The organism is Lysinibacillus sp. UBA5990 (genome assembly GCF_002429815.1).
Lineage (GTDB): Bacteria > Bacillota > Bacilli > Bacillales_A > Planococcaceae > Lysinibacillus > Lysinibacillus fusiformis.
Window position 1 is genome coordinate 33,769 of record NZ_DJAY01000011.1, and the last position, 26,346, is coordinate 60,114.

At 37.5% G+C, this 26,346-nt stretch carries 23 protein-coding genes, 1 riboswitch and 1 other annotated feature; of the genes, 11 read left to right on the plus strand and 12 right to left on the minus strand.

The window, feature by feature from the left end; translation table 11 throughout:
* The first annotated feature begins 71 nt into the window (after nucleotides 1–71).
* A complete protein-coding gene (locus B3D94_RS07685; RefSeq protein WP_069483406.1) occupies nucleotides 72–539 on the plus strand; it encodes an NUDIX domain-containing protein in 468 nt (155 codons plus the stop codon).
* A complete protein-coding gene (locus B3D94_RS07690) occupies nucleotides 523–1,299 on the plus strand; it encodes an alpha/beta hydrolase family protein (RefSeq protein ID WP_069482401.1) in 777 nt (258 codons plus the stop codon). Before B3D94_RS07685 ends, B3D94_RS07690 begins: the two co-directional genes overlap by 17 nt.
* 80 nt (nucleotides 1,300–1,379) lie before the next feature.
* Here B3D94_RS07690 and B3D94_RS07695 read toward each other — a convergent pair whose 3' ends face one another.
* Both B3D94_RS07695 and pckA read right to left on the minus strand, forming a co-directional pair.
* Nucleotides 1,380–2,336 (minus strand): alpha/beta hydrolase, encoded by a 957-nt coding sequence (locus B3D94_RS07695; RefSeq protein WP_069482400.1) that lies wholly within the window; start codon nucleotides 2,334–2,336, stop codon nucleotides 1,380–1,382.
* A gap of 87 nt (nucleotides 2,337–2,423) precedes the next feature.
* Entirely contained in the window at nucleotides 2,424–4,010 is a 1,587-nt protein-coding gene (gene pckA, locus B3D94_RS07700) for a phosphoenolpyruvate carboxykinase (ATP) (protein ID WP_291756263.1), read from the minus strand.
* Nucleotides 4,011–4,402: 392 nt separating this feature from the next.
* A riboswitch (SAM riboswitch) is annotated at nucleotides 4,403–4,521 on the plus strand.
* Nucleotides 4,522–4,804: 283 nt separating this feature from the next.
* Here pckA and metK point away from each other — a divergent pair.
* Entirely contained in the window at nucleotides 4,805–6,001 is a 1,197-nt protein-coding gene (metK, locus tag B3D94_RS07705; protein ID WP_069482399.1) for a methionine adenosyltransferase, read from the plus strand.
* Between the two features lie 171 nt (nucleotides 6,002–6,172).
* Here metK and B3D94_RS07710 read toward each other — a convergent pair whose 3' ends face one another.
* A complete protein-coding gene (locus tag B3D94_RS07710; protein WP_069482398.1) occupies nucleotides 6,173–6,685 on the minus strand; it encodes a gamma carbonic anhydrase family protein in 513 nt (170 codons plus the stop codon).
* Between the two features lie 134 nt (nucleotides 6,686–6,819).
* On the opposite strand from B3D94_RS07710, the gene B3D94_RS07715 reads away from it, so the two are divergent.
* Together B3D94_RS07715 and B3D94_RS07720 are read left to right on the plus strand one after the other, a co-directional pair.
* Nucleotides 6,820–7,626 (plus strand): alpha/beta hydrolase, encoded by an 807-nt coding sequence (locus tag B3D94_RS07715; RefSeq protein ID WP_069482397.1) that lies wholly within the window; start codon nucleotides 6,820–6,822, stop codon nucleotides 7,624–7,626.
* Nucleotides 7,627–7,752: 126 nt separating this feature from the next.
* Entirely contained in the window at nucleotides 7,753–9,261 is a 1,509-nt protein-coding gene (locus B3D94_RS07720) for an alanine/glycine:cation symporter family protein (protein WP_069482396.1), read from the plus strand.
* A 59-nt stretch (nucleotides 9,262–9,320) separates the two neighbouring features.
* Here B3D94_RS07720 and B3D94_RS07725 read toward each other — a convergent pair whose 3' ends face one another.
* Both B3D94_RS07725 and B3D94_RS07730 read right to left on the minus strand, forming a co-directional pair.
* Complete coding sequence (locus B3D94_RS07725) at nucleotides 9,321–9,899, minus strand: tRNA (mnm(5)s(2)U34)-methyltransferase (RefSeq protein ID WP_069482395.1); 579 nt, start codon at nucleotides 9,897–9,899, stop codon at nucleotides 9,321–9,323.
* The gene (locus tag B3D94_RS07730; protein ID WP_069482394.1) at nucleotides 9,896–10,852 is read right to left on the minus strand and encodes a TIGR01212 family radical SAM protein; all 957 of its coding nucleotides are present in this window, start codon (nucleotides 10,850–10,852) and stop codon (nucleotides 9,896–9,898) included. The genes B3D94_RS07725 and B3D94_RS07730 overlap by 4 nt, the downstream gene beginning before the upstream one ends.
* Before the next feature lie 226 nt (nucleotides 10,853–11,078).
* Here B3D94_RS07730 and B3D94_RS07735 point away from each other — a divergent pair, with 226 nt between their 5' ends.
* From B3D94_RS07735 to leuS, 4 genes are all read left to right on the plus strand, one after another.
* On the plus strand, nucleotides 11,079–12,257 hold the full coding sequence (locus tag B3D94_RS07735; RefSeq protein WP_069482393.1) for an MDR family MFS transporter: 1,179 nt from the start codon (nucleotides 11,079–11,081) through the stop codon (nucleotides 12,255–12,257).
* Nucleotides 12,258–12,404: 147 nt separating this feature from the next.
* Nucleotides 12,405–12,752: an ArsR/SmtB family transcription factor gene (locus B3D94_RS07740; protein ID WP_008176651.1), complete on the plus strand. Its 348-nt coding sequence runs from the start codon at nucleotides 12,405–12,407 to the stop codon at nucleotides 12,750–12,752.
* 57 nt (nucleotides 12,753–12,809) lie between these two features.
* Nucleotides 12,810–14,552, plus strand: coding sequence for a SulP family inorganic anion transporter (locus tag B3D94_RS07745; RefSeq protein ID WP_291756283.1), 1,743 nt, complete (start codon nucleotides 12,810–12,812; stop codon nucleotides 14,550–14,552).
* Nucleotides 14,553–14,617: 65 nt separating this feature from the next.
* Nucleotides 14,618–14,828 (plus strand) — a binding site (T-box leader).
* Between the two features lie 86 nt (nucleotides 14,829–14,914).
* On the plus strand, nucleotides 14,915–17,332 hold the full coding sequence (leuS, locus tag B3D94_RS07750; protein WP_291756285.1) for a leucine--tRNA ligase: 2,418 nt from the start codon (nucleotides 14,915–14,917) through the stop codon (nucleotides 17,330–17,332).
* A 141-nt stretch (nucleotides 17,333–17,473) separates the two neighbouring features.
* On the opposite strand, the gene B3D94_RS07755 is transcribed toward leuS, so the two are convergent.
* Nucleotides 17,474–18,655, minus strand: coding sequence for a NupC/NupG family nucleoside CNT transporter (locus B3D94_RS07755; RefSeq protein ID WP_291756288.1), 1,182 nt, complete (start codon nucleotides 18,653–18,655; stop codon nucleotides 17,474–17,476).
* Between the two features lie 473 nt (nucleotides 18,656–19,128).
* Between B3D94_RS07755 and B3D94_RS07760 the strand changes: the two genes are divergently transcribed.
* Together B3D94_RS07760 and B3D94_RS07765 are read left to right on the plus strand one after the other, a co-directional pair.
* Nucleotides 19,129–19,650, plus strand: coding sequence for a sigma-70 family RNA polymerase sigma factor (locus B3D94_RS07760; RefSeq protein WP_291756291.1), 522 nt, complete (start codon nucleotides 19,129–19,131; stop codon nucleotides 19,648–19,650).
* Nucleotides 19,637–20,584, plus strand: coding sequence for a DUF4181 domain-containing protein (locus B3D94_RS07765; protein ID WP_291756293.1), 948 nt, complete (start codon nucleotides 19,637–19,639; stop codon nucleotides 20,582–20,584). Before B3D94_RS07760 ends, B3D94_RS07765 begins: the two co-directional genes overlap by 14 nt.
* Before the next feature lie 35 nt (nucleotides 20,585–20,619).
* Here B3D94_RS07765 and B3D94_RS07770 read toward each other — a convergent pair whose 3' ends face one another.
* The 6 genes from B3D94_RS07770 to nikB are packed head-to-tail and all read right to left on the minus strand — an operon-like array spanning nucleotide 20,620 to nucleotide 26,346.
* Entirely contained in the window at nucleotides 20,620–21,876 is a 1,257-nt protein-coding gene (locus tag B3D94_RS07770; RefSeq protein WP_291756295.1) for a permease, read from the minus strand.
* 4 nt (nucleotides 21,877–21,880) lie between these two features.
* Nucleotides 21,881–22,579, minus strand: coding sequence for a response regulator transcription factor (locus B3D94_RS07775; protein WP_008176665.1), 699 nt, complete (start codon nucleotides 22,577–22,579; stop codon nucleotides 21,881–21,883).
* Between the two features lie 38 nt (nucleotides 22,580–22,617).
* A complete protein-coding gene (locus tag B3D94_RS07780; RefSeq protein ID WP_291756300.1) occupies nucleotides 22,618–23,370 on the minus strand; it encodes a sensor histidine kinase in 753 nt (250 codons plus the stop codon).
* 37 nt (nucleotides 23,371–23,407) lie between these two features.
* The gene (locus tag B3D94_RS07785) at nucleotides 23,408–24,400 is read right to left on the minus strand and encodes an ABC transporter ATP-binding protein (protein ID WP_291756303.1); all 993 of its coding nucleotides are present in this window, start codon (nucleotides 24,398–24,400) and stop codon (nucleotides 23,408–23,410) included.
* The gene (locus B3D94_RS07790) at nucleotides 24,397–25,410 is read right to left on the minus strand and encodes an ABC transporter ATP-binding protein (RefSeq protein ID WP_069482385.1); all 1,014 of its coding nucleotides are present in this window, start codon (nucleotides 25,408–25,410) and stop codon (nucleotides 24,397–24,399) included. The genes B3D94_RS07785 and B3D94_RS07790 overlap by 4 nt, the downstream gene beginning before the upstream one ends.
* A gap of 15 nt (nucleotides 25,411–25,425) precedes the next feature.
* On the minus strand, nucleotides 25,426–26,346 hold the full coding sequence (gene nikB / locus B3D94_RS07795) for a nickel ABC transporter permease (RefSeq protein WP_008176673.1): 921 nt from the start codon (nucleotides 26,344–26,346) through the stop codon (nucleotides 25,426–25,428).

The following is a 26,346-nucleotide window of genomic DNA, read 5'->3' on the forward strand; positions in this document are numbered from 1 at the left end:
CGATGCCTGTAAGTGAAGGCTATGAAAAATGACTTCTGTTATTCAGCATGAAAGAACGTGAGGTTGAAGATATGTTAACATTTACAGATTTACATGGCCTGCGCGTAGATTTGAGTTTTACGAGAGGGGAGTTTACCGTAGAACCCAAACACGTCCTTGTTTTTTTAAAGCATCAAAATAAGTGGCTATGTACTATTCATAAACGACGTGGTGTCGAGGTGCCAGGAGGCAAATTGGAGAAAGGCGAAACGCTAGAGGATGCAGCCATAAGGGAAGTATTTGAAGAAACTGGTGTTCGTGTGAAAAATCTTCAATGGTTTGCAGAATATGCGGTTCATGATGACATATTATTTTGTAAAACGGTTTTTACTGCCCAATTTGCTGGGCAGGAGGACGTTGAATTTGATTTAGAAACATCCGGTATGCTGTGGTTATCTGATGAGGAATTTACCCATCATCCAAACTTGAGCTTTCATATGAAGGATGAGGGAATGAAGAGAATGCTGGAGGAGTTGAAACGACGTGACAAAAAATGGTGATATCGTTGAAAAGCGTGCCTATCCTTCACCCAATCCAGCAATACGGTTAACAGAAATCACTTATATGTCACAGGGCTTGCGAATAAAAGGACTTTTAGCAGAGCCGAAGACTGAGGGTACATATGATGGCTTTTTATATTTAAGAGGGGGTATGCAAAGCATAGGTATGGTAAGACCCTCACGTATTGCCCAATTTGCCGCTCAAGGCTTTATCGTCTTTGCACCATATTATCGTGGGAATAGAGGTGGTGAAGGTAAAGATGAATTTGCAGGGGCAGACCGTTATGATGCTGTTTATGCTGTCGATGTACTGAAGCAATTTTGCAATGATAATATACATGTTTTTGGCTTTTCGCGTGGTGGTATCATGGCTCTGTGGACAGCAATTTTACGAAGGGATATTACTTCTGTTGTTACATGGGCTGGGGTTTCTGATGCAACGGCCACTTACTGGGAACGGACTGATATGCGACGGATGATGAAACGCGTTATTGGAGGAACACCAAACCGTTTACCGGAGGCCTATGATGCTCGTACACCTTTGTTCGAAGTAGAACATATAACAGCTCCAGTGTTAATTATTCATGGCTATCAGGATGAGAATGTGGATATAGAGCATGCTAGACAATTGGCATTTTTCTTAGAGGATGCAAATAAAACATACGAAACATGGTTTGACCTTCATTATGCACATCAATACCCGCCAGCTAAAAATCGTGAAACCGTACGTGCTCTTTGTGAATGGATGAAGCAGCACTAGAAAATGAAAAAATTAAAGCCCCTACCTTAAATAGCTATCATCCGGAGATGAATATGTATTCTAAAGGAAGGGGCACTTTATTATTTCATATAAGTTTCCAAGAAATGTTGAATCGTTTCCCAATAGAGCTCGCCAGCTACGCTTTCTGCCTCACCATGACCAGCACCTTTAACAAGTAATTTTTGCTTCGGACCATTTGCTGCCTCATATACGTCATTCAACATGGTTGAAGGGACAAAAGTATCGTTGTCTCCATGAATAAATAGCATGGGGGTTTTCGATTTTGCTACTTGATCAACAGCACTAGCTTCGCCTAGAGTATAGCCTGCTTTTAGTTTAGTCACGACTGAAGAGAATTGCATAATTGGGAATGAAGGCAAGTGAAAGATTGCTTGTAATTGATAGGAAAATTCATCCCATACGGAAGAATAACCGCAATCCTCAATGATTGCCTTTACATTTGAGGGCAAATCCTCGCCTGAAGCCATCATCACAGTGGCGCCTCCCATCGAAACCCCAAATAGAACGATATCAGCATCTTCATTCACGTTTACAATGTTGTCAATCCACGAAACAACATCAAAACGATCATGCCATCCCATGCCGATATAATCACCTTCACTCTGACCATGTCCTCTTGCATCAGGAATGAGCACATGATAGCCCATATCGTAAAATTGTTTAGCATACTTAGTCATTTGTGTACCATCACTTGAATAGCCATGGAAGATAATTGCCCATTTGTCCGTGGGCTGGCTGTTTTGGATAGCGTATGCATGCAGATTAAGAGAATCAAAGGATTGAATTGACTTCTCCTCATAATGCTTGTTAAACCATTGCTCACGTTCCTCTTTCTCTTTAGCCTCATTTGAATTGCTATCGATTAAATTATGGGGGGCATCTAGAACAGCTGTCTTATCAGTATCCGGATTTAATGCCAAATTATAAAAGTAGTTGCCTGCAAAAAAACCAGCACCAATAAATAATGCCAATAATATAGTAATGATTGTTACTAGTAATTTGTATTTTCTTTTCATATGTATCTCCCTAAATTAGCTTCATTTATATTTTTTGGGAAAGAAAAAGAGAACGAATCATATCGTTCCCTTTTCTTGTTCTAGTCGTTATTTTAATGGACCACCAAGTGTAGTGATGGCTTCAGAAACGTTTGCAAATTTCTTAAAGTTTTCATTAAATAAGCCTGCAAGTTCAGCAGCTTTTGCATCGTATGCAGCTTTATCTGCCCATGCTTCACGAGGATTTAACACTTGTGAAGGTACACCTTCAACGGCTGTTGGGATGTGTAAACCAAACACAGCATCTTGTGTCGTTTCAACATTTGTTAATTTACCATCGATAGCTGCGCGTACCATTGTACGTGTATAAGAAAGTTTCATACGGCTACCAGTACCATATTCGCCACCAGTCCAACCAGTGTTCACTAGGAATACTTGTGCGCCATGTTCGTCAATTTTTTGACCTAACATTTCTGCATAAACTGTTGCAGGAAGTGGAAGGAATGGAGAACCGAAGCAAGTAGAGAATACTGGTTCTGGCTCTGTTACACCACGTTCAGTTCCTGCAAGTTTTGAAGTGAAACCACTTAAGAAGTGATACATAGCTTGCTCTTTTGTTAATTTACTGATAGGAGGCAATACGCCAAACGCATCAGCTGTTAGGAAGATGATTGTTTTTGGATGACCTGCTACAGATGGATCAACAATGTTTTCGATGTATTGAATCGGATAAGCTACACGTGTATTTTCTGTTAATGAACCATCATCATAATCACAAATACGAGTTTCTGGATCAACAGCTACGTTTTCTAAAACAGAGCCGAAGCGGATTGCATTGTAGATTTCTGGTTCTTTTTCAGCAGAAAGGTTGATTGTTTTTGCATAGCAACCACCTTCAATATTGAATACACCATTTTCAGACCAGCCGTGTTCATCGTCACCGATAAGCTTACGGTCTGGATCAGCGGATAATGTTGTTTTACCAGTACCAGATAGACCGAAGAATAATGCTACGTCGCCAGCTTCACCAACGTTTGCTGAACAGTGCATAGAAAGGATACCTTGTTGTGGTAATAAGTAGTTCATAATACCGAAAATAGATTTTTTCATTTCACCAGCATATTCAGTACCACCAATTAAGATAATTTTCTTTTCAAGTGATACAATGATGAATGTTTCAGAAGCAGTACCGTCAACCGCAGGATCTGCTTTAAAGTTAGGAGCTGAGATGACAGTGAAGTCTGCAACATGCGAAGCTAATTCGTCTTTAGTTGGACGGATAAATAATTGATGAGCGAAAAGGTTGTGCCAAGCGTATTCATTAATAACCTGGATGCTTAATTGTGAATCTTTGTCAGCACCAGCAAAGCCTTTGAATACAAATAATTCATCTTGTTCTTTTAAATATTTTATTACTTTTACATACAGGTTATCGAACACTTCAGAGGAAATTGGTTGATTGACTTTACCCCAGTCAATTTGATCTTTTGTGCTTTCTTCTTCTACTGTATATTTATCTTTAGGTGAACGACCAGTGTATTTGCCAGTTTCTGCACGAACTGCGCCATCTACTGTTAACATTGCCTCACCACGAGAAGTAGCTTTTTCTGCTAATTGTGGTACTGAAAGTTGAACGTTAATGTTACCGCCGCTTAATAATTCCTTCAGTTCGTTTGCAATTTCTACTGAATTCATCGATTAAATACCATCCTTTTTTATAGTATTCCCTTGATTTAGAGGGATTTTTTCTTAATTTCAAAAATAGTATAACACAATTGGTTAAATAATCTATACTAATTAAGAAATTATTTTAGAGTTTTTATTACTTTTCAATAAACTGACAAAAAATAATGTTTTTCGAGTAGAAAACATTCAATGCTACAGTAAATTGTCTAAAATTTGAGCCACACATATGTTACCACAAGATGCTAGGTATGTTGTAGGGATTAATTTTCTTCTGTTTACATCATCACCCAAGAATGAAAATTTTTATGGTGATTATTTGTTCCTTCCTTACTATACAGTAATACATAAGAAAATATTTGACAACGTTCTACCTTTTCAGTAACATGAAAATTGAACGGATACTCTTATCCCGAGCTGGTGGAGGGTCAGGCCCTGTGAAACCCGGCAACCTGCATGAATTATTTCACGACATGCGTTGGTGCCAACCTGATGCAAGGGAAAATCCCTTGAACGATAAGAGTGAAAGGTAACGAAGTCATTATTCCTTTCCTCATGTATAGTAACGTGAGTAAAGGATTTTTTTATTGTTAAAAATCAATGTAAAGGTAAGTATATGTAGTTCTTTCCTTATTATAATGACGGATCTTTCGAAATCCTCGTGTTAAAAGTAGCAGTTATTTTTTCACGTAAAGTGAAATGACAACAACAGCGGCTTGAGAGTTCAATCCTTAGGAGCGGACTTGACATGGGTAATGAGTACCGTATTCAAATACTTTTTGTAAGAGTAATAGGAGGAAAACTAAATGACAAAACGTCGACTGTTTACATCAGAAAGTGTAACAGAAGGGCATCCAGATAAAATTTGTGACCAGATTTCGGATGCCATTTTAGATGCTATTTTAGCAGAAGATCCAAATGCACGTGTAGCGTGTGAGACAACCGTAACAACAGGATTAGTATTAGTAGCGGGAGAAATTACTACTTCTACTTATGTAGATATCAAAGGTATTGTACGTGATACTGTGGCAGAAATCGGATATACACGTGGAAAATATGGCTTTGATGCTGAAAACTTAGCGGTACTTGTAGCAATTGGTGAGCAATCTCCAGATATTGCTCAAGGTGTTGACCAAGCTTTAGAGGCTCGTGAGGGTTCTATGACAGATGCAGATATTGAAGCAATTGGTGCAGGGGACCAAGGCTTAATGTTTGGCTATGCATGTAATGAAACACCTGAGCTAATGCCATTACCAATTAGCTTAGCTCATAAGTTAGCACGTCGTTTAACTGAAGTTCGTAAATCTGGTGAGCTAGCTTACTTACGCCCCGATGGTAAAACACAAGTAACAATTGAGTACGATGACAATAACGTACCTGTACGTGTCGATACAATTGTTATTTCAACACAGCATGATGAAGAAGCAACACTTGAACAAATTCAGGCTGATCTAAAACAACTTGTGATTGCTCCTGTGGTGCCAAGCGAATTATTAGATACAAACACAAAATACTTTATCAATCCGACTGGCCGTTTCGTCATTGGTGGGCCAAAAGGAGATGCTGGTTTAACGGGCCGTAAGATAATTGTTGATACATACGGTGGCTATGCACGACACGGTGGCGGTGCATTCTCAGGTAAGGATGCAACAAAAGTTGACCGTTCAGCTGCCTATGCGGCACGTTATGTAGCTAAAAATATTGTAGCAGCTGGTTTAGCAGAACGCGCTGAAGTACAACTGGCTTATGCAATTGGCGTGGCACAGCCTGTTTCCATTGCTGTTGATACATTTGGTACAGGAAAAGTGAAGGAAAGCGAAATCGTAGAATGGGTTCGTGAGCTATTTGATTTACGCCCAGCAGGTATTATTAAAATGCTTGATCTTCGTCGTCCAATTTATAAACAAACTGCAGCCTATGGTCACTTTGGTCGTACAGATTTAAATGTACCATGGGAACAAACTGATAAAGCTGACGCATTACGCGTAAAAGCACGTCTGTAAACTATTGTGCTAAAGTGCTGAAGTCGTTAGAAAATTATTCTAATGTATTATGAACAAAAGGGGCTTTTCTGCCCCTTTTGTTTTTTTGCAAAAATGCCTCGCCTTTATTCCTTGAAAATTGTCATGGAAAGCGGGGGATTTTTTATAATGGATCAATTTCTTTATAAGCTTTTATTTTTGTAGAGATTTATAATACTGACCTTTTTCTGCGTATTCACGTACGATACGTTCCATATCCTCTTTATCTTCAGCGTTTAATTCTCGGACAACTTTCGCTGGACGACCTAATGCTAAGCTATTTGGAGGTATGACTTTACCAGGAGGCACGAGACTTCCGGCTCCAATAAATGCACCCTCTCCAATCTCTGCTCCGTCTAAAATAATGGAGCCCATACCGATTAAGGCATTTTTTCGAATGGTACAGCTATGTAAAGTTACTTGGTGGCCTACTGTTACCTCATCTTCAATAATGAGTGGAAACCTAGGACTTTGATGTAAGCAGCAAAGATCTTGGATACTTACCCGTTTACCAATAATTGTTGGGGAAACATCGCCGCGGATCACGGTATTAAACCAAATAGTTGTTTCAGCTCCAATTGTTACGTCTCCAGTAACAGTTGCGTAATCGGCAATAAAAACAGATGGATCGATCTTTGGTGTTTTATCTTTAAATGGATAAATCATGAGAATCGCCTCTTTTCTTTCTGTAGATATAGTATTATCGTATCAAATACGCAACTTTAAGGAAATATAAAATTAAAATGTGCTGTTATTTCGATATAATCAAAGTGTAATTATTTTTTAGGAGGACTATGTGAATGTGGAAATGGGAAGCTGATGGACAAGCAAAGGCTGTGATTGCTATTCTTCATGGTGCTTATGAAAACCACCGTTGGTATGCATGGCTTATAGAAAAATTAAGAATGGAAGGCTTCCACATAGTCATGGGGGATCTACCGAATCATGGCATCAATGCAAGATTTGCGCGTGTCCATGACGAGGACTTCAAATTGTACAATAAATATACAAGAAATCTCATTGAGAATGCCTTTTCATATAATTTACCAACCTTTGTAATAGGGCATGGACTAGGCGCTACTTTAGTTCTTCATACCATGCAAAAGAAAAAGTATGAGTGTGCAGGTATTATTTTGACATCACCCTGGCTGCATTTGAAGCTTTTACCAGGTAAATTATCAAATGCTTTAACGAGTTTGAGTGCATTAACAGCAAATGTTAAATTGACTCATGACCTGACATTTGAGACATTAACACGCAGTGTTGAGGGTAGAGAGGAAATGAAGGATGATATACCATTTATGTCTGTTGTTTCAGTAAAATGGTATCGCGAGCTTCAACAGATGATGAAAAATTTAGTTATGCTACCTAAGCATGAATTTCCTAATATGCCTATGTTAATTATGACAGCTGAAAAAGATAAAATTACGGAAACTCGACAAATGCGCAATTGGCTTCATGAACAAGAGCTAACGGAGTTTCAATTTAAAGAATGGGCAAATTGTTATCATAATTTATTTCATGAAGTAGAGCGTGAAGAGATTTTTATGTATATTCGAGATTTTATCAATAATGCTCTTAGACGGATTGGATATATAATAAAATAGTTTTGAGAACTTCCAAATAATAGGATACTTACTTTATTATTGTTACTTGAATATAATGTTGTAATTTTCTGAAAAGTGTAATAATATAGTGACTTAAAGTAAGGTAATTCAAATTGGAGGGGTAAGATGGATGTAGTTGTTGGTAAATTGAATGACATATTATGGGGACCTTGGTTTATTTATGGTATCTTGTTGATTGGGCTTTTTTTCTCAATCATTACAAGATTCCTGCAAGTAAGGCTTATTAAAGATATGTTTGTGTTAATGTTTAAAGGGGAGAAATCAGAAAAGGGGATTTCCTCCTTCCAAGCAATGTCTATCGCACTATCAGGTCGTGTAGGTACAGGGAATATTGCTGGTACTGCAACAGCTATTGGGATGGGTGGACCTGGTGCTGTCTTTTGGATGTGGGCAATTGCTTTTATTGGTGCGGCTACCGCATATGTAGAGTCAACATTAGCGCAAATTTATAAAGAAGAGAAAGATACTGAATATCGTGGTGGACCGGCCTATTACATAGAAAAAGGGATGGGTCAAAAATGGTTTGCAGTGATTTTCGCTGTAGCTGCTTTGATTGCTATGTTAATACTTATGCCTGGAGTGCAATCTAATGCCATTGCGGGAGCTGTTGAAAACGCTTTCGGTATTGAAACTTGGATTACAGGACTAATTATTGTTGTTTTACTTGGTGCTATCATTATTGGAGGCGTTAAATCGATTGCCAACGCTGCACAGGTAATTGTACCGTTCATGGCAATAGCCTATATTATTATGGCTATTATTATAATCGCTATGAATATTTCAGAGGTACCGTCTGTCTTCGCTTTAATTTTCTCAAGTGCATTTGGGGCACAAGAAATATTTGGAGGTATTATTGGCTCCGCAATTGCTTGGGGTGTGAAACGAGGAATCTATTCAAATGAGGCTGGTCAAGGGACTGGGGCGCATCCTGCTGCCGCAGCAGAAGTATCCCACCCTGCTAAACAAGGGATTGTCCAAGCAGCGTCTGTATACATTGATACATTATTAATTTGTTCAGCTACAGCCTTTATGATTTTATTTACAGGTATGTATAATGTACAAGATGAAAAGGCAGCCGAAGGAACAGATCCATTTATCCATGTTGGGGAATTCAATAAAGGTGGCTTAACGGGTGATGAGCAAATGACATTTGCTAAAAGTATTCAGGAAGGTGCTGCGTATACGCAATATGCAGTTGAATCATCCTTACCTGGACTTGGTGCACCGTTTGTAGCTATCGCACTATTCTTCTTTGCCTTTACAACAATTATGGCTTATTACTATATCGCTGAAACAAATGTGGCGTATTTATTTAGAGGTAGTACCGAAAAGGTCTTCATCTGGATTGCGAAAATAGCGATTTTAGTTGCAGCATTCTATGGTACAATCCGTACGTCTGGACTTGCTTGGGCAATGGGGGATGTAGGCCTTGGTCTGATGGTATGGATTAACGTTCTAGCCATTTTAATTATTATGAAACCGGCTATTGTTGCTTTAAAAGATTACGAGAAACAGAAAAAAGAAGGAAAAGACCCTGTCTTTGATCCTCGTAAACTAGGCATTAAAGGTGCAGATTTTTGGATAGACTATAATGAAAAACGTAAAAATAAATAGGTAAAGAGAAAGGCTAACTAATAGTTCCTACTATACTATTAGTTAGCCTTTTAAATTGTCTATAAATTAGGATAATCCTTCATCTTTTCTAGCGCAATGACGAATGGAGGATCATTTTGCTGATTGAGAAATTCGTATTTTAAAACATGGATATATTTTTGTGGAAGTTGGCTGACTAAGCCTATTACAGTATCTCGCTCTTCTTTGCCACCAGGGTGACCGTGATAAATAACAAGAATGATTAACCCGCCAACCTTTAAAAGCTTAAGTAAGTCTTCAATAGCTTGAATCGTTGTAGTAGGCTTGGTAATAATATCATGATTGCCACCCGGCAAATAGCCGAGATTAAAGATGGCTGCGGCTACTGGCTTGTGTACGAAATTGGCTACTTCTTCATGCCCTTTATTTAAAACAAGGGCGCGATGTTCTAAACCATGGTCTAGTAGACGATGTAGTGTTGCGTCCACTGCTTCTTTTTGTACATCAAAAGCATAAACTTGTCCTTCATCTCCGACTAGCTGTGCTAAAAACAGCGTATCGTGGCCATTTCCGGCAGTGGCATCAACAACTGTATCTCCTTCTTCCACACTATCTTTTAATAGCTGTTGAGCATATTGTAAAACTCGTTGTAGTTTCATTTAGCAACCTCAGCCTTATAAAATTTCCCCTGCCAACTACCACGGCGTTCCAATTCGGCATCGATGCCATTTAATACTTCCCATTTATTAACGCTCCACATTGGACCAATCATTAAATCTATAGGTCCATCACCTGTAATGCGATGAATGACCATATCAGGTGGTAAAATTTCTAGCTGATCAGCGACTAGTTTTGTATAAACATCCTGATCTAAAAACTCAAGCATCCCTTTTTCATATTGCTTCACCATGGGTGTCCCTTTTAATAAATGAAGTAAGTGGATTTTAATACCTTGGACATCTAACTTTGCCACTTCTCGTGCAGTTTCCATCATCATGTCATAATCTTCAAGTGGTAGACCATTTATAATATGTGAGCAAACACGAATACCATGCTTCCGAAGTTTTTCAACGCCCTCCACATAGGTTGCATAATCATGTGCACGATTAATGAGATTGGCAGTTTTTTCATGAACGGTTTGAAGACCAAGCTCAATCCATAAATACGTACGCTCGTTTAATTCTGCTAAATATTCTACAACATCATCTGGTAAACAATCAGGTCGAGTAGCGATAGAAAGACCTATAACTCCTTCCTGCGCTAAAGCAGCTTCGAATTTTTCCTTTAAAACTGGGAGCGGAGCATGTGTATTCGTATAGGCCTGAAAATAGGCCATATACTTGCCGTCTTTCCATTTTTGGTGCATTTTGTCTCGGATTTCAGCGAATTGAACATCAATCGGATCAACCTTGTTGCCTGCAAAATCACCTGAGCCTGCAGCGCTGCAAAATGTACAGCCGCCAAAGGCAACCGTACCATCACGGTTTGGACAATCAAAGCCAGCATCTAATGCTACTTTAAATACTTTATGACCAAATTGATCGCGTAAGTAGCGATTCCATGTATAGTATCTTTTCCCTTCAGAAGGAAAAGGAAATTTTATTTCTGTCATTTATTTCACTCCTCTAACGCCTTATTTTATCATGAGCAACTCGTTCCGTCATGGGGTAAGGATTTATCATGAAAGATGATGCTCTAATTTTCGCTTGTATCTAGTTAATTATAGCTATTTATAGCATTTAATAAATTGTAAAAAGGGTAAAATTATTTTCCTTGTACTTTTAAGTATTTCAGCATAAACTAGCTATTTAGAGACGCGAAATAATGGAGGACATCAAATGCCAAAACGTGTTTGGTTTTTAATTATCGGAATGCTTGTGAACACAACAGGTAACTCATTTTTATGGCCTTTAAATGCCATATATATGCATGATTATTTAGGGAAAACGCTGGCGATGGCTGGCTTTGTGCTGATGTTAAATTCTGCTGCAGGTGTTTTAGGCAATCTATTAGGTGGCTACCTATTTGATAGAATAGGTGGTTATAAAGCCATCATGCTTGGAATCCTTTTAACAATTGCATCATTAATAGGTTTAACGCTTTGGCACGGTTGGCCACATTATGTATGGTTTTTAACGATATTAGGCTTTAGTGGGGGTATTGTTTTTCCTAGTATGTTCGCATTGGCTGGTGCAGCCTGGCCAGAGGGTGGACGAAAGGCCTTTAATGCCATCTATTTGGCTCAAAATGTCGGCGTAGCTGTGGGTCCTGCACTCGCAGGTGTGGTGGCCGATTATCAATTTGACTATGTGTTTAAGGTCAATTTAGGGATGTATATTTTATTCTTTATCATTGCTTTGCTGACATTTAAACGTTTAGAGGTAGGGAGTATTGCACCGAAGAATGTGGTTGGTGAAAGTAAGCGAATCATTAACAAGGCACCATTCTATGCCTTATTAATTATTAGTTCATCCTCCGTTTTATGTTGGTTAGCATATTCGCAATGGAGTGCAACGATTTCATCTTATACGCAAGATTTAGGTTTAGGATTAAAGCAGTATAGTTTGCTATGGACGATTAATGGTCTGCTAATTGTGATAGGGCAGCCGCTCATTGCACCACTTATCAAACGTTGGGAGCATCAGTTAAAACGTCAATTAGTTTTTGGTGTCATCTTAATCGCTATATCCTTTGGTATTATCGCGTTTGCGAGTGATTTTAAAATGTTTGGTGTAGCCATGCTTGTCTTAACTTTCGGAGAAATGTTTTATACACCAGCATTACCAACTATTGCAAATCAACTTGCGCCAAAAGGTCGACAAGGCTTCTATCAGGGTATTATTAACAGTGCTGCGACTGGTGGACGTATGATCGGTCCTTTATTTGGCGGTATTATGGTGGATCAATTTGGCATGATTCCTCTCGTTTTAACTTTAGTAGTAATTGTGCTGTTCGCGATTATACCATGTCTTATTTATGATTATCCTCTAAAGAAGAACAACATAGTAGTAGATTAATAGTGAATAAATGCAAAGAGCAAAACGAGTGTTACACACTTGGTTTGCTCTTTTTTTCATAGTGGATATTGAAAAGTTAACGATATAGGCTTACAATCATACATATTCAAATATTTGAATATGTAGTTGTATGGAGGGATTTATTTTATGGAAGAAGGATTACAGCAGTTTAAGGCTGATTTTTTTAAAGCGTTAGCACATCCATTACGTATAAGAATACTGGAACTTCTTGTAGAAGGTCAGAAGAGTGTCAATGAGATTCAAGATTGCTTAGAGAAAGAGGGCTCTGCTGTTTCTCAGCAGCTAAGTGTATTACGCGCTAAAAATATCGTTTATGGAGTGAAAGAAGGCAAGAAAGTTTACTATTCTTTAAGCGATCCAATGATTGGTGAATTACTTGGCGTGGCCAAGGATATTTTTAATAACCATTTAGTTCATACCATTTCAAGATTAGAGGAAATGACAAGTAATGATAGTGACGAAGAAAATAAGTAACCTCCATAATGTGGAAAAGTTATGCTTTGCTTATTATTGGGAAGGGAAGATTTATCTATGAAGTCACTGTTTACAGGACGTTTTGAAGGGTATTCAGTCCATCATGCTAAAAAGGATTTATTGTCCGGAATCATTGTTGGAATCGTTGCTATTCCACTTGCTATGTCCTTTGCTATTGCATCAGGTGTAAAGCCTGAATATGGTATTTATACGGCTTGTGTTGCAGGTGTTTTGATTTCCATTTTTGGTGGATCAAAATATCAAATTGGAGGACCTACTGGGGCTTTTGTGCCGATTCTTTTAGGAATTGTCCTAACGTATGGCTATGAGGATTTATTACTGGCAGGTTTAATGGCTGGGGTATTGCTTTGCTTAATGGGCATTTTTAAGCTGGGGACTTTAATAAAATTTATTCCCCGTCCTGTAACAATCGGTTTTACAGCAGGTATAGCAGTAATTATTTTTACAGGTCAAATTGCCAATTTTTTAGGTCTAACCAATATGACAAGACATGAGTATTTTATAGCGAATATTCAAGAGATAGGAAAGCAAATTGATACTACTAATATTTTCAGTATTTTAACGGCAGTCATTTGTTTCATAACAATAATGATGACACCTAAATTTTTTCCAAAGGTTCCCGGGGCATTAGTGGGGATTATAGTCTCCACTCTTGTGGCGACTTTCTTTTTTTCAGGACAAGTGGCTACAATTGCCACAGCCTATGGTCAAATACCTAATACATTACCCAATTTCGCAATACCTACTATTACAATCGAGCGTCTACAACAGCTTATTGGACCTGCATTTGTCATCGCGATGCTTGGAGGTATCGAGTCGTTGTTATCTGCAGTCGTGGCAGACGGGATGACGAATAGCAAGCATAATAGTAATCGAGAGCTAATCGGTCAAGGGATTGCCAATATCGTAACGCCGATGTTTGGAGGAATACCTGCGACAGGAGCGATTGCTCGTACAGCAACTAATATTAAAACAGGGGCAGTATCCCCAATGTCAGGTATCATCCATGGTGTGTTTGTGTTAATCACATTATTGTTATTAGCACCATATGCTTCCCATATACCTTTAGCAAGTATGGCACCCGTATTAATGGTTGTTGCCTGGAATATGAGTGAACGTAAGCATTTTGCTCATATTTTAAAATTGAAATCTGGTGATTCGCTCGTTTTATTAATTACCTTTTTATTAACCGTATTTACTAGCCTTACATTAGCTGTAGAAGTAGGGCTTGTGTTAGCCGTGCTATTGTTTGCCAAACGAATGAGTGAAAAGCTTGTTGTGACAAAGGTACTACCAGACCATTCGAATAAAAGCGAGAAGGTACAGCCTCATGTCGTTCACCAACAGCATGATTGTCCACAAATAAGCATGTACACCATCGAAGGTCCACTGTTCTTTGGTGCAGCACAAAGATTTGAACAAACGATAGCAATCACTTTACAACAGCAATCTAAAGTTTTGATATTACGTATGGGGAAAGTGCCCTTTATGGACTCTACGGGTGAAGCATATTTTAGCAATATCATTGACAATTTTACAGCACAGGGTGGTAACATTTTGGTAACAGGGGTGCAGGATGACTTAAAGATAGCCCTCCAACAAAATGGCCTTTTCGATAAAATAGGAGCCCATCATTTTTATCAGCATACAGGAGAAGCGATTACAAGAGCCTTCAACTATTTGGACAGAAATAGATGTATCGGATGTCAGCATTTTGCTTTTCATGAATGCAAAGAATTCTCTAAATCTGAGGAAAAAGAGGAATTAATTGTTCAGTAATGGGTAACCTGTAAACAAAGGCTTGTGCTTTTCAATACTTTCCATTAGAATAAATGCAATATCATGTAAAGACTGTGATGAGGAATAGTAGATTTGTGGTTCTTTTTAGAGAGCTAGCGGCTGGTGAGAGCTAGTAGGAAAGCAAATCGAACTCGCCTACTGAGTCTATTCGCGTAAAATAGCGCGTGTCGTTTCTTCCGCGTTAAGGAAGCTTGAGCCGAGTGTAATCACTAATTTGGGTGGTACCGCGGGAGTGCAAATTCTCTCGTCCCTTCTATAAGGAAGGGGCGAGTTTTTTTATTTTTTAAATATTTTGTCAATTCTAATGAAGAGCAGCAAGAATCATTGAAGGAGGAAAAAAAATGAGTTTTAATCATCAACAAATTGAAAAAAAGTGGCAGCAATATTGGGCTGATAACAAAACATTCAAAACTGAAAATGAAACAGAAAAGCCTAAATTCTTTGCATTAGATATGTTCCCATATCCATCTGGCGCTGGACTGCACGTAGGACATCCAGAAGGATATACGGCGACAGATATTCTATCACGCTTTAAACGTATGCAAGGCTATAATGTATTACATCCAATGGGCTGGGATGCGTTTGGTTTACCAGCGGAGCAATATGCACTTGATACGGGGAATGATCCGGCAGAATTTACAGCAAAAAATATTGCGACATTTAAACGTCAAATTCAAGAGCTAGGTTTCAGCTATGATTGGGATCGTGAAATTAACACGACTGATCCAGAGTATTATAAATGGACACAATGGATTTTTATCCAGCTTTATAACAAAGGTTTAGCTTATGTGGATGAAGTAGCTGTTAACTGGTGTCCAGCGCTTGGTACGGTATTGGCGAATGAAGAAGTAATTGATGGCAAATCAGAGCGTGGTGGGCACCCAGTAGAACGTCGGCCAATGAAGCAATGGATGCTTAAAATTACTGCATATGCAGATCGTTTAATTGACGACTTAGAGGAAGTTGATTGGCCAGAGTCTATTAAAGATATGCAACGCAACTGGATTGGACGTTCAGAAGGTGCAGAAGTAACATTTGGTATTGATGGGACTGATCAGAACTTTACCGTGTTCACAACTCGCCCTGATACATTATTTGGCGCTACATATTGTGTGCTTGCACCTGAGCATAAATTAGTGGAACAAATAACGACAGCTGACCAGCGTCAAGTGGTAGAAACTTATTTAGAAAAAGTTAAAATGAAGTCTGATTTGGAGCGTACAGATTTAGCAAAAGAAAAAACAGGCGTATTTACAGGTGCCTATGCAGTAAATCCGATTAACGGTAAAAAAGTTCCAATTTGGATTGCAGACTATGTATTAGTGTCTTATGGAACAGGTGCTATTATGGCGGTTCCTGCCCATGATGAACGTGACTATGAATTTGCTTCAGCATTCAACTTAGACATTGTTCCTGTACTTGAAGGTGGGGACATTAGTAAAGAAGCGTTTACAGGTGATGGGCAACATATTAACTCTGATTTCCTAAATGGCTTAAATAAAGTAGATGGTATTGCTAAAGCTATTGAATGGTTAGAGCAAAAAGGCGTTGGAGAGAAGAAGATATCTTATCGTCTGCGCGACTGGTTATTCTCTCGTCAGCGTTACTGGGGAGAACCTATTCCAATGATCCATTGGGAAGATGGTACGATAACAGCAGTACCAGAATCGGAATTACCGTTAATGCTACCGAAAACAGATAATATCCGTCCTTCAGGCACTGGTGAATCACCATTAGCTAACATTGCAGAATGGGTGAATGTTGTCGATCCAGAGACAGGTAAAAAAGGACGCCGTGAAACAAATACAATGCCACAATGGGCAGGATCTAGCTGGTACTTCTTACGCTATATCGATCCTACCAATACAGAAGCAATTGCAGACCCAGAATTACTAAAACGCTGGTTACCAGTTGATATTTATATTGGCGGAGCGGAGCATGCTGTATTGCATTTACTATACGCACGTTTCTGGCATAAAGTGTTATATGATTTAGGCGTTGTTCATACGAAAGAGCCATTCCAGAAATTATTTAACCAAGGTATGATTCTTGGTGAAGGTAATGAAAAAATGTCTAAATCTAAGGGCAATGTTGTTAACCCAGACGAAATCATTGAGTCACATGGTGCAGATACTTTACGTCTATATGAAATGTTCATGGGGCCACTTGAAGCTTCTGTAGCTTGGTCTACAAATGGTTTAGATGGGGCACGTCGCTTCTTAGACCGTATTTGGCGTCTACTTGTCAATGAAGAGGATGGAACTATTTCGGAGAAAATTCAAGTGTCTAATGATGAAACATTACAAAAATCATACCACCAAACAGTTAAAAAAGTGACAGAGGATTATGAAGGCATCCGCTTTAATACGGCTATTTCACAAATGATGGTATTTATCAACGATTGCTATAAAGCTGAAGTAATCCCAACAGCTTATGCGGAAGGCTTTGTTAAAATGTTGGCACCAATGGCTCCTCATATCGCAGAAGAGCTTTGGAAGCTATTAGGTCATGAAGGAACACTTTCGTATGAGCAATGGCCAACATACGATGAGTCAAAACTTGTAGATGATGAAGTGGAAGTAGCGGTGCAAGTTGCTGGTAAAGTTCGTGCAAAAATCGTCGTAACTAAAGATGCTTCAAAAGAAGATATTGAAAAAATAGCGCTTGCAGATGAAAAAGTACAAGAATATATGGCTGGAAAGAACTTAGTAAAAGTTATAGTTATTCCAGGCAAACTTGTAAATATTGTCGTTAAATAAAGAGATATAAATGATAAAAATGTACATGACTAAATTAAATTTTAGTGATGTACATTTTTTTATGTTGGAGAAAATCATAAGGCAATAAAAAAACTGCACCTACAAGATAGGTGCAGTGTAAGCAAAAAAATGACTATCCATTTAAATAATTAAGCCAACAATTATTGCTGTTAAAATACTTACCAGTGTCGCTCCATAAAGCAACTTTAAGCCGAAACGTGCAACAACGTTTCCTTGTCTTTCATTTAACCCTTTGACTGCCCCAGAAATAATACCAATGGATGAAAAGTTAGCAAAGGATACTAGGAATACAGAAATAATACCTAGCGTACGTTCACCCATTGTGTTCTCAATTTCTCCAAGGTTGATCATAGCAACAAATTCATTCGTTACTAATTTAGTGGCCATTATTCCACCAGCTGAAACAGCGTCTGCCCATGGGATACCCATTAAGAAAGCTATTGGTGCAAAAATATAGCCTAATATTTCTTGGAAAGAAACACCGATAATCATATCAAACAATGAATTGATTAAATCCATTAATGCTACGAAACCAATTAGCATTGCTCCAACAATGATGGCTACCTTAAAGCCATCCATAATATATTCACCAAGCATTTGGAAGAAAGCTTGTTTCTGTTCATCTTCAATGGTTAAGATATCTTCCTCTTCTTTTACCGTATACGGATTAATGATGGAAACAATTATAAAACCACCAAATAAGTTTAAAACAATCGCCGTTACGACATACTTTGGTTCAATCATCGTCATGTACGCGCCAACAACTGACATCGAGACGGTCGACATCGCGGATGCACATAATGTATACATACGCTGAGGAGTGACCTTGTCTAGTTGTTTTTTGACTGTAATGAATACCTCAGATTGACCTACCATTGCAGAAGCAACAGCATTATAGGACTCCAATTTTCCCATGCCACTTACTTTACTTAAAAAATAACCGATCCATCTCATGAGGAAAGGAAGGATTTTTAAATGCTGTAAAATCCCAATTAGCACAGATATAAAGACAATTGGTAATAAAACACCTAAGAAAAATGGGGATTCTCCTTCATTCGCTAAACCACCAAAAACAAATGATATACCTGTATTTGCGTAGGATAATAAATGATCAAATACATTTGTTATTCCTTTGATTAGAACATAACCAATCGTTGTATTTAGAAGTAAAGCCGCTAATATAAATTGAATGATTAACATAATCAATATATATTTATATTTTATTTCTTTTTTGTTTTTACTCATTAACAGAGCTAAACCAAAAACAAGTAGCAATCCACAAAGGGATATTAAGTATTTCATAAATTCCTCCATAAGTATAATTTAGGGCGTTTGAATTCAAGACAACAAATATTCTCTTAAACATTATGTTCCATCTAAAAATTTGCAGAACAACCAAAGAACTTAATTTGTCAGACGTCAGACAAACAATCTCACTATAACAGTTTTTTAACTAGCTATTCAAGAGTTAAAAGAAAAAAAGTATGCGACTTGGCATACGAAAAGGACAAATCCAGTATCAAAACAACTAAATCATTTCTTTATAAGACTTACTTACAGGGTGATTTCCCTGAATGGATGAACTCAAAACTACTTCTTGCACAAAGTTGTTCACTTACATTCAAAATGTCATCACGTACAAAAGTTGAAACACATTTTATTGTGTGATGTTTTTAAAATATTATGTCCATCGTTTAAATTAAACATATATATTGAAAAGTTATTTCTTTTTAGGAAACTAAATGCTCCATTACTACGACTATGGAGATGTTACGTTGAGTAAGCATTTAGAGGCGGTCATGGAGGAGCATGGAGAATATTGTTTACGAGTGGCTTATTTATATGTAAAGGACTGGACGATAGCTGAGGAAATTGTTCAAGATGTATTTTTTGCCTATTATCGTCAACGGGATCGCTTCGAACAAAGATCTTCTCTAAAGACGTATTTAGTAAAAATCACTGTACATAAAAGTCATGACTATTTAAGAAGTTGGAAAAATAAGCGACATGAATTATTTGAAAAAATACATATAGGGGCAAATAAACGTACACCAGAAATGACATTATTAGCGAAGGATGAGCAAAATACATTAACGATAGCATTATTTGCATTACCTATTACTTATAGAGAAGTCATTATTCTTTATTATTATCAAGAATTAAAGGTTCGAGAGATAGCAGATATACTTTTATGTGCAGAAAATACAGTTAAAACTAGGCTCCATCGAGCAAGGAAAACGTTGCAGTCTAAATTAAACCCTAGTGATTGGGAGGTGTTAATGGATGACAGCTTTTAAGGAGAAGTTGGATAAAGAGCTTGGCACAACGCCACGATTTACACAGGCTTTACAGAAGAATATTTCACAACAGGTACACCAAGCAAATCCTACAACAAGACGCTGGCAATATCCGTTGATTATTTTAGGTACGATTGTCATGCTTTTGTTTATCATAGAACTCGGTCCACTAGGAAGGAGCGATCAAGCTAAAAATGCTTCATTTGTAGAGTTAGCACAGCAAGAAACAATAAAAAGGTATACAATGATTTACAACGCGGATATGGAGACATTTATGGCAGGGAGACCTGGATGGACGATTGGCCAAAAAATATTTGAGCTGAGGAATGACAAGGATTTATTACAACATTTATTACAGCAGGCAACTGTGACACAAATAAATGGGGATAATCCATTTAGATTTCAAGCCATGCGTGATGTATGGGCAGAGTTTGAAAATGGCCAAGTAGTTAGAATGAAAATATTTTTAAACGAGGAGTATATCGTTATAGAGGATTATCACAATAAATCCTTTTATCAAGTAAATAATGAAGATTTGGCAAAGGCTTATTTAGACCTTGCCCTAAAAGAAGATGATATAGCTTTTGGAATGAAGGGCTTATCTATATTTCTAGTAGTCTTATTCGTTAGTCATTTTTTTATCGAAAAATTAATGAGAAAAAAGTTCAACATTCCAAAAGGGTATGTTAATAAAGGTCATCGGCGAGTCAGTTGGATCATTAAAATTGTAAATATTGTTTTGGTCTGTTTTTTCATACTGAAAGGGTTGATCTTATTTACCGTCGTAATAATAGGTTACCTAACTGTTATAGTTGTCAGTTCTATTTTCATTGACTATTACTATGGTAGAGAAGAAAAAAGACATTATCTTTCCATTAGTTCAGCCATTGTTGGTCTACTATTATTTGGCATATTCATTATTTATATCAGTTAAAAGAAGACAACGCCTGAACCCGCTATTTTGCGAGTTCAGGCGTTTTTATCTTCCGTTTCAGTCTGTAGCATTAATTGATAAATACTCGAAATTATAAAGCTAGCTGCTAATCCATAAAGGGCATTGAAGCTTAAACCAACACCGATCCCTATGAGGATGGAAAACAGTATGACAAGCCAGTTATGTTTATGAATATGACGATTCGTAAATAAAAGAATAAACATAAACGGTAGCATGGTAATATGAAGAAATGCGAATGAATAAATAACTCCTAAAATCGTTAAATCTATAGATAAGAAGAAGGTAAATAGAAGGATGAGTAGACCGATTAAATAAAAATAATAGGGTCTTTTCTTCACAAAAAATCGTTTGGTTGCCCGCAAATCCACAAGTAAGGTTGTGACAATGGCCAACAGTACAATAACAAGGAAAGCAAATGTCAGAAACCCAGGCTGTACTTCATATAAAAACGTAAAAATTAAAATTTGAAACTGACCAAATGAGCCACTGTATAAAGCAATCATTAAAATTGCTGTAAAGGATAGCGTTAATAAAGCTAAAATCACACCTGATGAAAACAGGCTGCGACGTACTTTTTTGGGCTTGATAAATGCGATTAAATACCATGTTGATTTATCAAAGAGAACTTGTCCTAAAACGGCTAGTTGAATAATGAGATAGAACAGCAGGATTTCGCTATTTTTAAAATAAAATAAATAAGGGTGATACAAGCGAATGCCTTCATAAACGGTGCTAGCACCATTTTGTACAAAATAATAAATAGGGATAAAAATAAGTAAAGAAAATAAAGCGATGATAAATAATATTTCTAGCCACAATATACTTTTCACAGACATAATGCGATCCAGAAGTAACATTCCCACCAAAAATAAAAAAATTGTGATGGGGACTGGTATGGTTAACATAATTTCAGATAACACACTAATGCTTATTAATTGTATTAACCAAAGTTCAATGCCTGTCAAAAGGTAAAAAAATCGTATGACTTTTAAATTCATACCACTCAATTTTTTTTGTATCGTAAAGAGTAAAAAGCTTTGTGTATGCTGGTTTTGTGTGTAATCACTCTTTTTTAATAATGAGCCCAGTATGACAAAAGAAATAGCTGTCGCTAATGTATAACAAATGCCCGCCATAAAGCCATACGAAATAAGGGCAGAAGGAGAGGACAATAGTAAATTACCATTAATCCATCTCGCTAAAAGTATGATGACACCTGCTGCTGTGCTTAAACTTGCAAATGGTACGAGCAATGAAAATTTCTTTAGCATATCTTCAATTACCTTTACTCGTTTTAGACGATTTGTATTGACGAGGTGATTGATTATATTTTTTCTTAAAAGCTACACTAAAATAGTGTTGGCTATTAAAACCACAGCTCTCCGCAATTGCTGACATGCTAGCATCCAGATTTTCACTTATTTTCTTCACGGCCATCTCTAGGCGATAATTATTAATATATTCATTAATGCCGATGGATTGCTCCTCCAAAAACTTACGACTTAAATAACTAGGGTTCAAATGGATTTTTTCAGCAATGATATTTAAACTCAGTTTTTCATGATAGTTTTCATGAATATAGGAAAGGGCGCTTTGGATCGCATCATGGTTAGAGCTCCATACTTTATATTTCTCCACAATAGCATTTAACTCACTAGCAATAACAGGCTTGGTTAGATAGTCCTTTACTCCAATACGTAACGCTTGCTGCGCATATTCAAAGGTTTGATAAGCTGTTACCATTATAATGTCTACATCATAAAGTTCTTTTAATTCTTTACTTAAAGTGATTCCATCTTTCCCAGGCATTTGAATATCCAAAAAGGCGATAGTCATACGGTGCTTTTTAGCTAATTGCAGAGCTTGTGAAGCGTCCTGAGCAGTATGGAATGTCCAATTAGGGAAATGTGGCTTTAATAAATAAATCATTTGCTCAAGCTCTAAAGGCTCATCATCTGCGATTAATATATTCATGTTGAGGTTCTCCTTTTATATTCAAATTAGTAGAAAGCCTAAGCGGGAACATGGATCGTTACAGTGTAAAAATGTTGATCGTTTTGAATTGAAAATAAAATACTTTCGAGTCCATAAATAAGCTCAAGACGTTTTTTAATATTTTCAAGACCATAACCTTGCTGCAATTCATCTTCTACTTGCTCAATAGCCGATTCTATCTTTTCTGATGGTTGTGTATTTTTTATTTCTATTAATAAAAACTTGTCCATTTTCTTTATATAAATGAAAAGTTCAGCAGGTCCTATATGCTTTTCAAAGCCATGTTTATATGCATTTTCAATAATGGTCTGGAGAATAAATGGTGGTATTTGAACAGATAATGCTGCATCATCAACATACTTATGGACCGTCAAACGATGTCCAAAGCGTAGCTGTTGAATATTTAAATAGCTATCGACAAATAGCACCTCGTTTTTTAAAGCAATTAACACCTCATGATTATTATATTTAAATTTAAAAAACATTGCTAAGGCCTCAATCCCCGCTACCAAATCTTCCTTTCGATTGATGCGGGCTAGACTCAGTAATGAATTTAATGCGTTAAAAAAGAAATGGGGCTGTATTTGCTGATTTAGCTGAAGAATATTGGCTCTTTGTAAATCTTGCTTCAGCTCTAAATTTCTTTTATCTTCCTCTAGGCTATCAATTTGTTTTTCGAAAATAAATATAAAAGTAAGCAGAAAAGCTCCAATAATTGGAGCGATTACACATAGGAGAATATATATGTTGAAGGTTTCTAGTTGTAACATAATGACCTCTCCATTGAATTTATAAGTGTAAGTTACATTAAACTAAATTTTCTGCAAAATGGCAAGCTACCTTATGAGTTGCCGTAATTTCCCGTAAAGCGGGCACCTCTGCTTTACATTTATCTGTAGCGAACGGACAACGTGTATGGAAGCTACAGCCTGTAGGGGGATTTAACGGTGATGGTAGATCTCCCTTTAAAATAATACGCTCCTTACGATGCTCCTTATCAATGACTGGAATCGACGAAAACAGTGCTTTTGTATAAGGGTGATGCGGCTGGGTGAAAAGGGATTGCTTATCAGCAATTTCTACGACTTTTCCAAGATACATAACCATTATCCGGTCTGATATATGTCGCACTACACTTAAATCATGTGAGATAAATAAAAAGGTTAAATCTAAATCTCTTTGTAGCTGTTTCAGTAAATTTAAAATTTGTGCTTGGATAGACACGTCCAGCGCAGAAACTGATTCATCACAAATAATAATTTTGGGATTGACGGCAAGTGCTCTTGCGATCCCAATACGTTGACGTTGCCCACCAGAAAATTCATGTGGATAACGCTCCAAATATTCTGGTCGCAGTCCAACAAGTGACATTAATTCAATCATGCGTGCCTCTTGCTGCTCTGGAGGAACTATTTTTTGAATAGACATGGCCTCTGTTAACATTTTGCGAATGGTGCGTCTTGGGTTCAGAGATGCATACGGATCTTGGAAAATTATTTGAATGTCCTTGCGCGCTACTCGCAGCTCTTTTTTATTCATAGTTACTAAATTTTTGCCGAATAATAACACTTCTCCAGATGTGGGTTCATCTAATCTTAAAATAGAGCGGCCTGTCGTTGATTTACCACAGCCAGATTCTCCAACAATACTAAGTGTTTCACCAGGCAGAATCTCAAAGGAAACACCGTCCACCGCTTTAACCACCTGCTGTGGACCGAAGAGTTTTTCTTTTTTTAAGGAAAAATGTTGTTTTAAATTATTTACTTGTAATAGTGGCTGTGCTTGCTGCTCTTTTATCATACGGTCATCTCCTCCATAAGTGTTGCTCCCTGCCATTCCTTACTGTACATCCAGCATCTTACCTTTTTCCCTGGCTCAATCGTAAGAAGTTCAGGCTGTTTTTCACGGCATAATTCTGTAGCAAATGGACAGCGTTCTGCATAGCGGCAGCCAATTGGATAATGATACGGGCTTGGAACGGTTCCATGAATAGTAGATAATTCCTCTTGATCCTCATATAATTTTGGTAAGGATTGAATTAAACCATTAGTATAAGGATGTAATGGTTTTTCAAAAAGGCTATCAGTTGAGCCTTCTTCTACAACTTGCCCCGCATACATAACGGCAATTTTATCGCAAATCTCAGCTACAACACCAAGATCATGGGTAATGAAGATAATGCTCATTCCTAACTGCTTTTGCAAATTTTGAATAATATCAATAATTTGAGCTTGAATGGTTACATCTAGGGCAGTCGTCGGCTCGTCAGCAATTAAAACATCTGGCGTACAAGCAAGTGCCATGGCGATCATAATACGTTGACGCATCCCGCCACTTAGCTGATAAGGCTCTTGTTTCGCTCTTTTTTCAGGGGCTGGAATTCCAACTAGGCGAATCATATCCACCGCTTTTTGCCATGCTTCTTTACGTGATAAACCTTGGTGTAAACGAATGGATTCAGCGATTTGTTCGCCAACGGAAAGCACAGGATTTAAGCTTGTCATTGGCTCTTGGAAAATCATTGATATTTTATTGCCTCGAATTTTACGTAATTCTTCATCGGATAACTTCAAGATGTCTGTATTGTTTAAAAGAATTTCACCATTAATAATTTTGCCAGGGGGTGAAGGGACTAATCGAAGTAATGATAGGGAAGTCATAGATTTCCCACAACCAGATTCCCCCACAATGCCTAGTGTTTCTCCTTTTTGAAGTGTAAAGGAAACACCGTCAACAGCTTTAGCGACTCCCTCACTCGAATAAAAATAAGTTTGTAAATTTTTTACTTCTAACACTGTATCTTGTTTCATCTGTTTTTTCCCTCCCTAGTTTAAATCCATCCGTTTATTAAAGATTCGATACAAAATATCGACGAAAAGATTGATGAATACGAATATTAATGAAGCGACTAGCACGCCTCCTTGAACGATTGGTATATCTCGTGTACGAATCGCATCGACAATCATTCGACCTAATCCGTTCACGGCAAAAACAGATTCTACTAATACTGTGCCGCCAAGTAAACTACCAAACTGTAAGCCTACTACAGTAATAACTGGAATTAAGGCATTCCGTAATGCGTGCTTTAAAATGATAATGTAACCTTTTAAGCCTTTAGCTTTAGCCGTTCGAATATAATCTTGATTGACGACTTCTAACATACTTGAACGTGTCATACGTGCAACGATGGCAGCACCACCTGCACCGAGTGTAACCGCTGGGAGAATGATATGTTTAGCACTGTCCCAGCCTGCAACAGGTAGCCAATGTAACTGTACGGAGAAAACGTACATTAATAAAATGCCTAACCAGAAACTAGGGAGGGAGATTCCTAATAATGCTACAATCATTAAACCAACATCCATGAAGGAATAAGGGCGGATTGCTGAGATGATGCCGGCAATAAGCCCGAGAACAATGGTAATTAAAATACTATAAAAGGCCAGTTCAATTGTAATTGGTAGACGAGCCGTAATTTCTTCAAATACAGGTTGATTATTTTTTAAAGAATGACCCATGTCACCTTGTAAAAGATTTTTAATATAATCAGTATATTGAATGGCTAAAGGCTTATTCAGTCCTAAATTTTCACGTAATTCATTAACGGTTTCTTGTGAAGCTCCTTCACCAGCTAAAATGATGGCTGGATCGCCTGGAATCATTTGCATAATTAGAAAAACAACAAGCGTTACACCGAGCGTCACGGGGATAATTTGAGCAAGTCGCTTTAGGATAAATAATGTCAT

What these genes read in the sequence shown, in the direction of transcription:
- B3D94_RS07710 (WP_069482398.1), bottom strand. Translation starts at nt 6,685, where the DNA reads ATGATTTATCCATTTAAAGATAAAACACCAAAGATCGATCCATCTGTT.
- B3D94_RS07745 (WP_291756283.1), top strand. Translation starts at nt 12,810, where the DNA reads ATGAAGTCACTGTTTACAGGACGTTTTGAAGGGTATTCAGTCCATCAT.
- B3D94_RS07740 (WP_008176651.1), top strand. Translation starts at nt 12,405, where the DNA reads ATGGAAGAAGGATTACAGCAGTTTAAGGCTGATTTTTTTAAAGCGTTA.
- B3D94_RS07730 (WP_069482394.1), bottom strand. Translation starts at nt 10,852, where the DNA reads ATGACAGAAATAAAATTTCCTTTTCCTTCTGAAGGGAAAAGATACTAT.
- B3D94_RS07735 (WP_069482393.1), top strand. Translation starts at nt 11,079, where the DNA reads ATGCCAAAACGTGTTTGGTTTTTAATTATCGGAATGCTTGTGAACACA.
- B3D94_RS07695 (WP_069482400.1), bottom strand. Translation starts at nt 2,336, where the DNA reads ATGAAAAGAAAATACAAATTACTAGTAACAATCATTACTATATTATTG.
- B3D94_RS07725 (WP_069482395.1), bottom strand. Translation starts at nt 9,899, where the DNA reads ATGAAACTACAACGAGTTTTACAATATGCTCAACAGCTATTAAAAGAT.
- pckA (WP_291756263.1), bottom strand. Translation starts at nt 4,010, where the DNA reads ATGAATTCAGTAGAAATTGCAAACGAACTGAAGGAATTATTAAGCGGC.
- B3D94_RS07785 (WP_291756303.1), bottom strand. Translation starts at nt 24,400, where the DNA reads ATGATAAAAGAGCAGCAAGCACAGCCACTATTACAAGTAAATAATTTA.
- metK (WP_069482399.1), top strand. Translation starts at nt 4,805, where the DNA reads ATGACAAAACGTCGACTGTTTACATCAGAAAGTGTAACAGAAGGGCAT.
- B3D94_RS07765 (WP_291756293.1), top strand. Translation starts at nt 19,637, where the DNA reads ATGACAGCTTTTAAGGAGAAGTTGGATAAAGAGCTTGGCACAACGCCA.
- B3D94_RS07720 (WP_069482396.1), top strand. Translation starts at nt 7,753, where the DNA reads ATGGATGTAGTTGTTGGTAAATTGAATGACATATTATGGGGACCTTGG.
- B3D94_RS07790 (WP_069482385.1), bottom strand. Translation starts at nt 25,410, where the DNA reads ATGAAACAAGATACAGTGTTAGAAGTAAAAAATTTACAAACTTATTTT.
- leuS (WP_291756285.1), top strand. Translation starts at nt 14,915, where the DNA reads ATGAGTTTTAATCATCAACAAATTGAAAAAAAGTGGCAGCAATATTGG.
- nikB (WP_008176673.1), bottom strand. Translation starts at nt 26,346, where the DNA reads ATGACATTATTTATCCTAAAGCGACTTGCTCAAATTATCCCCGTGACG.
- B3D94_RS07715 (WP_069482397.1), top strand. Translation starts at nt 6,820, where the DNA reads ATGTGGAAATGGGAAGCTGATGGACAAGCAAAGGCTGTGATTGCTATT.
- B3D94_RS07685 (WP_069483406.1), top strand. Translation starts at nt 72, where the DNA reads ATGTTAACATTTACAGATTTACATGGCCTGCGCGTAGATTTGAGTTTT.
- B3D94_RS07770 (WP_291756295.1), bottom strand. Translation starts at nt 21,876, where the DNA reads ATGCTAAAGAAATTTTCATTGCTCGTACCATTTGCAAGTTTAAGCACA.
- B3D94_RS07775 (WP_008176665.1), bottom strand. Translation starts at nt 22,579, where the DNA reads ATGAATATATTAATCGCAGATGATGAGCCTTTAGAGCTTGAGCAAATG.
- B3D94_RS07755 (WP_291756288.1), bottom strand. Translation starts at nt 18,655, where the DNA reads ATGAAATACTTAATATCCCTTTGTGGATTGCTACTTGTTTTTGGTTTA.
- B3D94_RS07780 (WP_291756300.1), bottom strand. Translation starts at nt 23,370, where the DNA reads ATGTTACAACTAGAAACCTTCAACATATATATTCTCCTATGTGTAATC.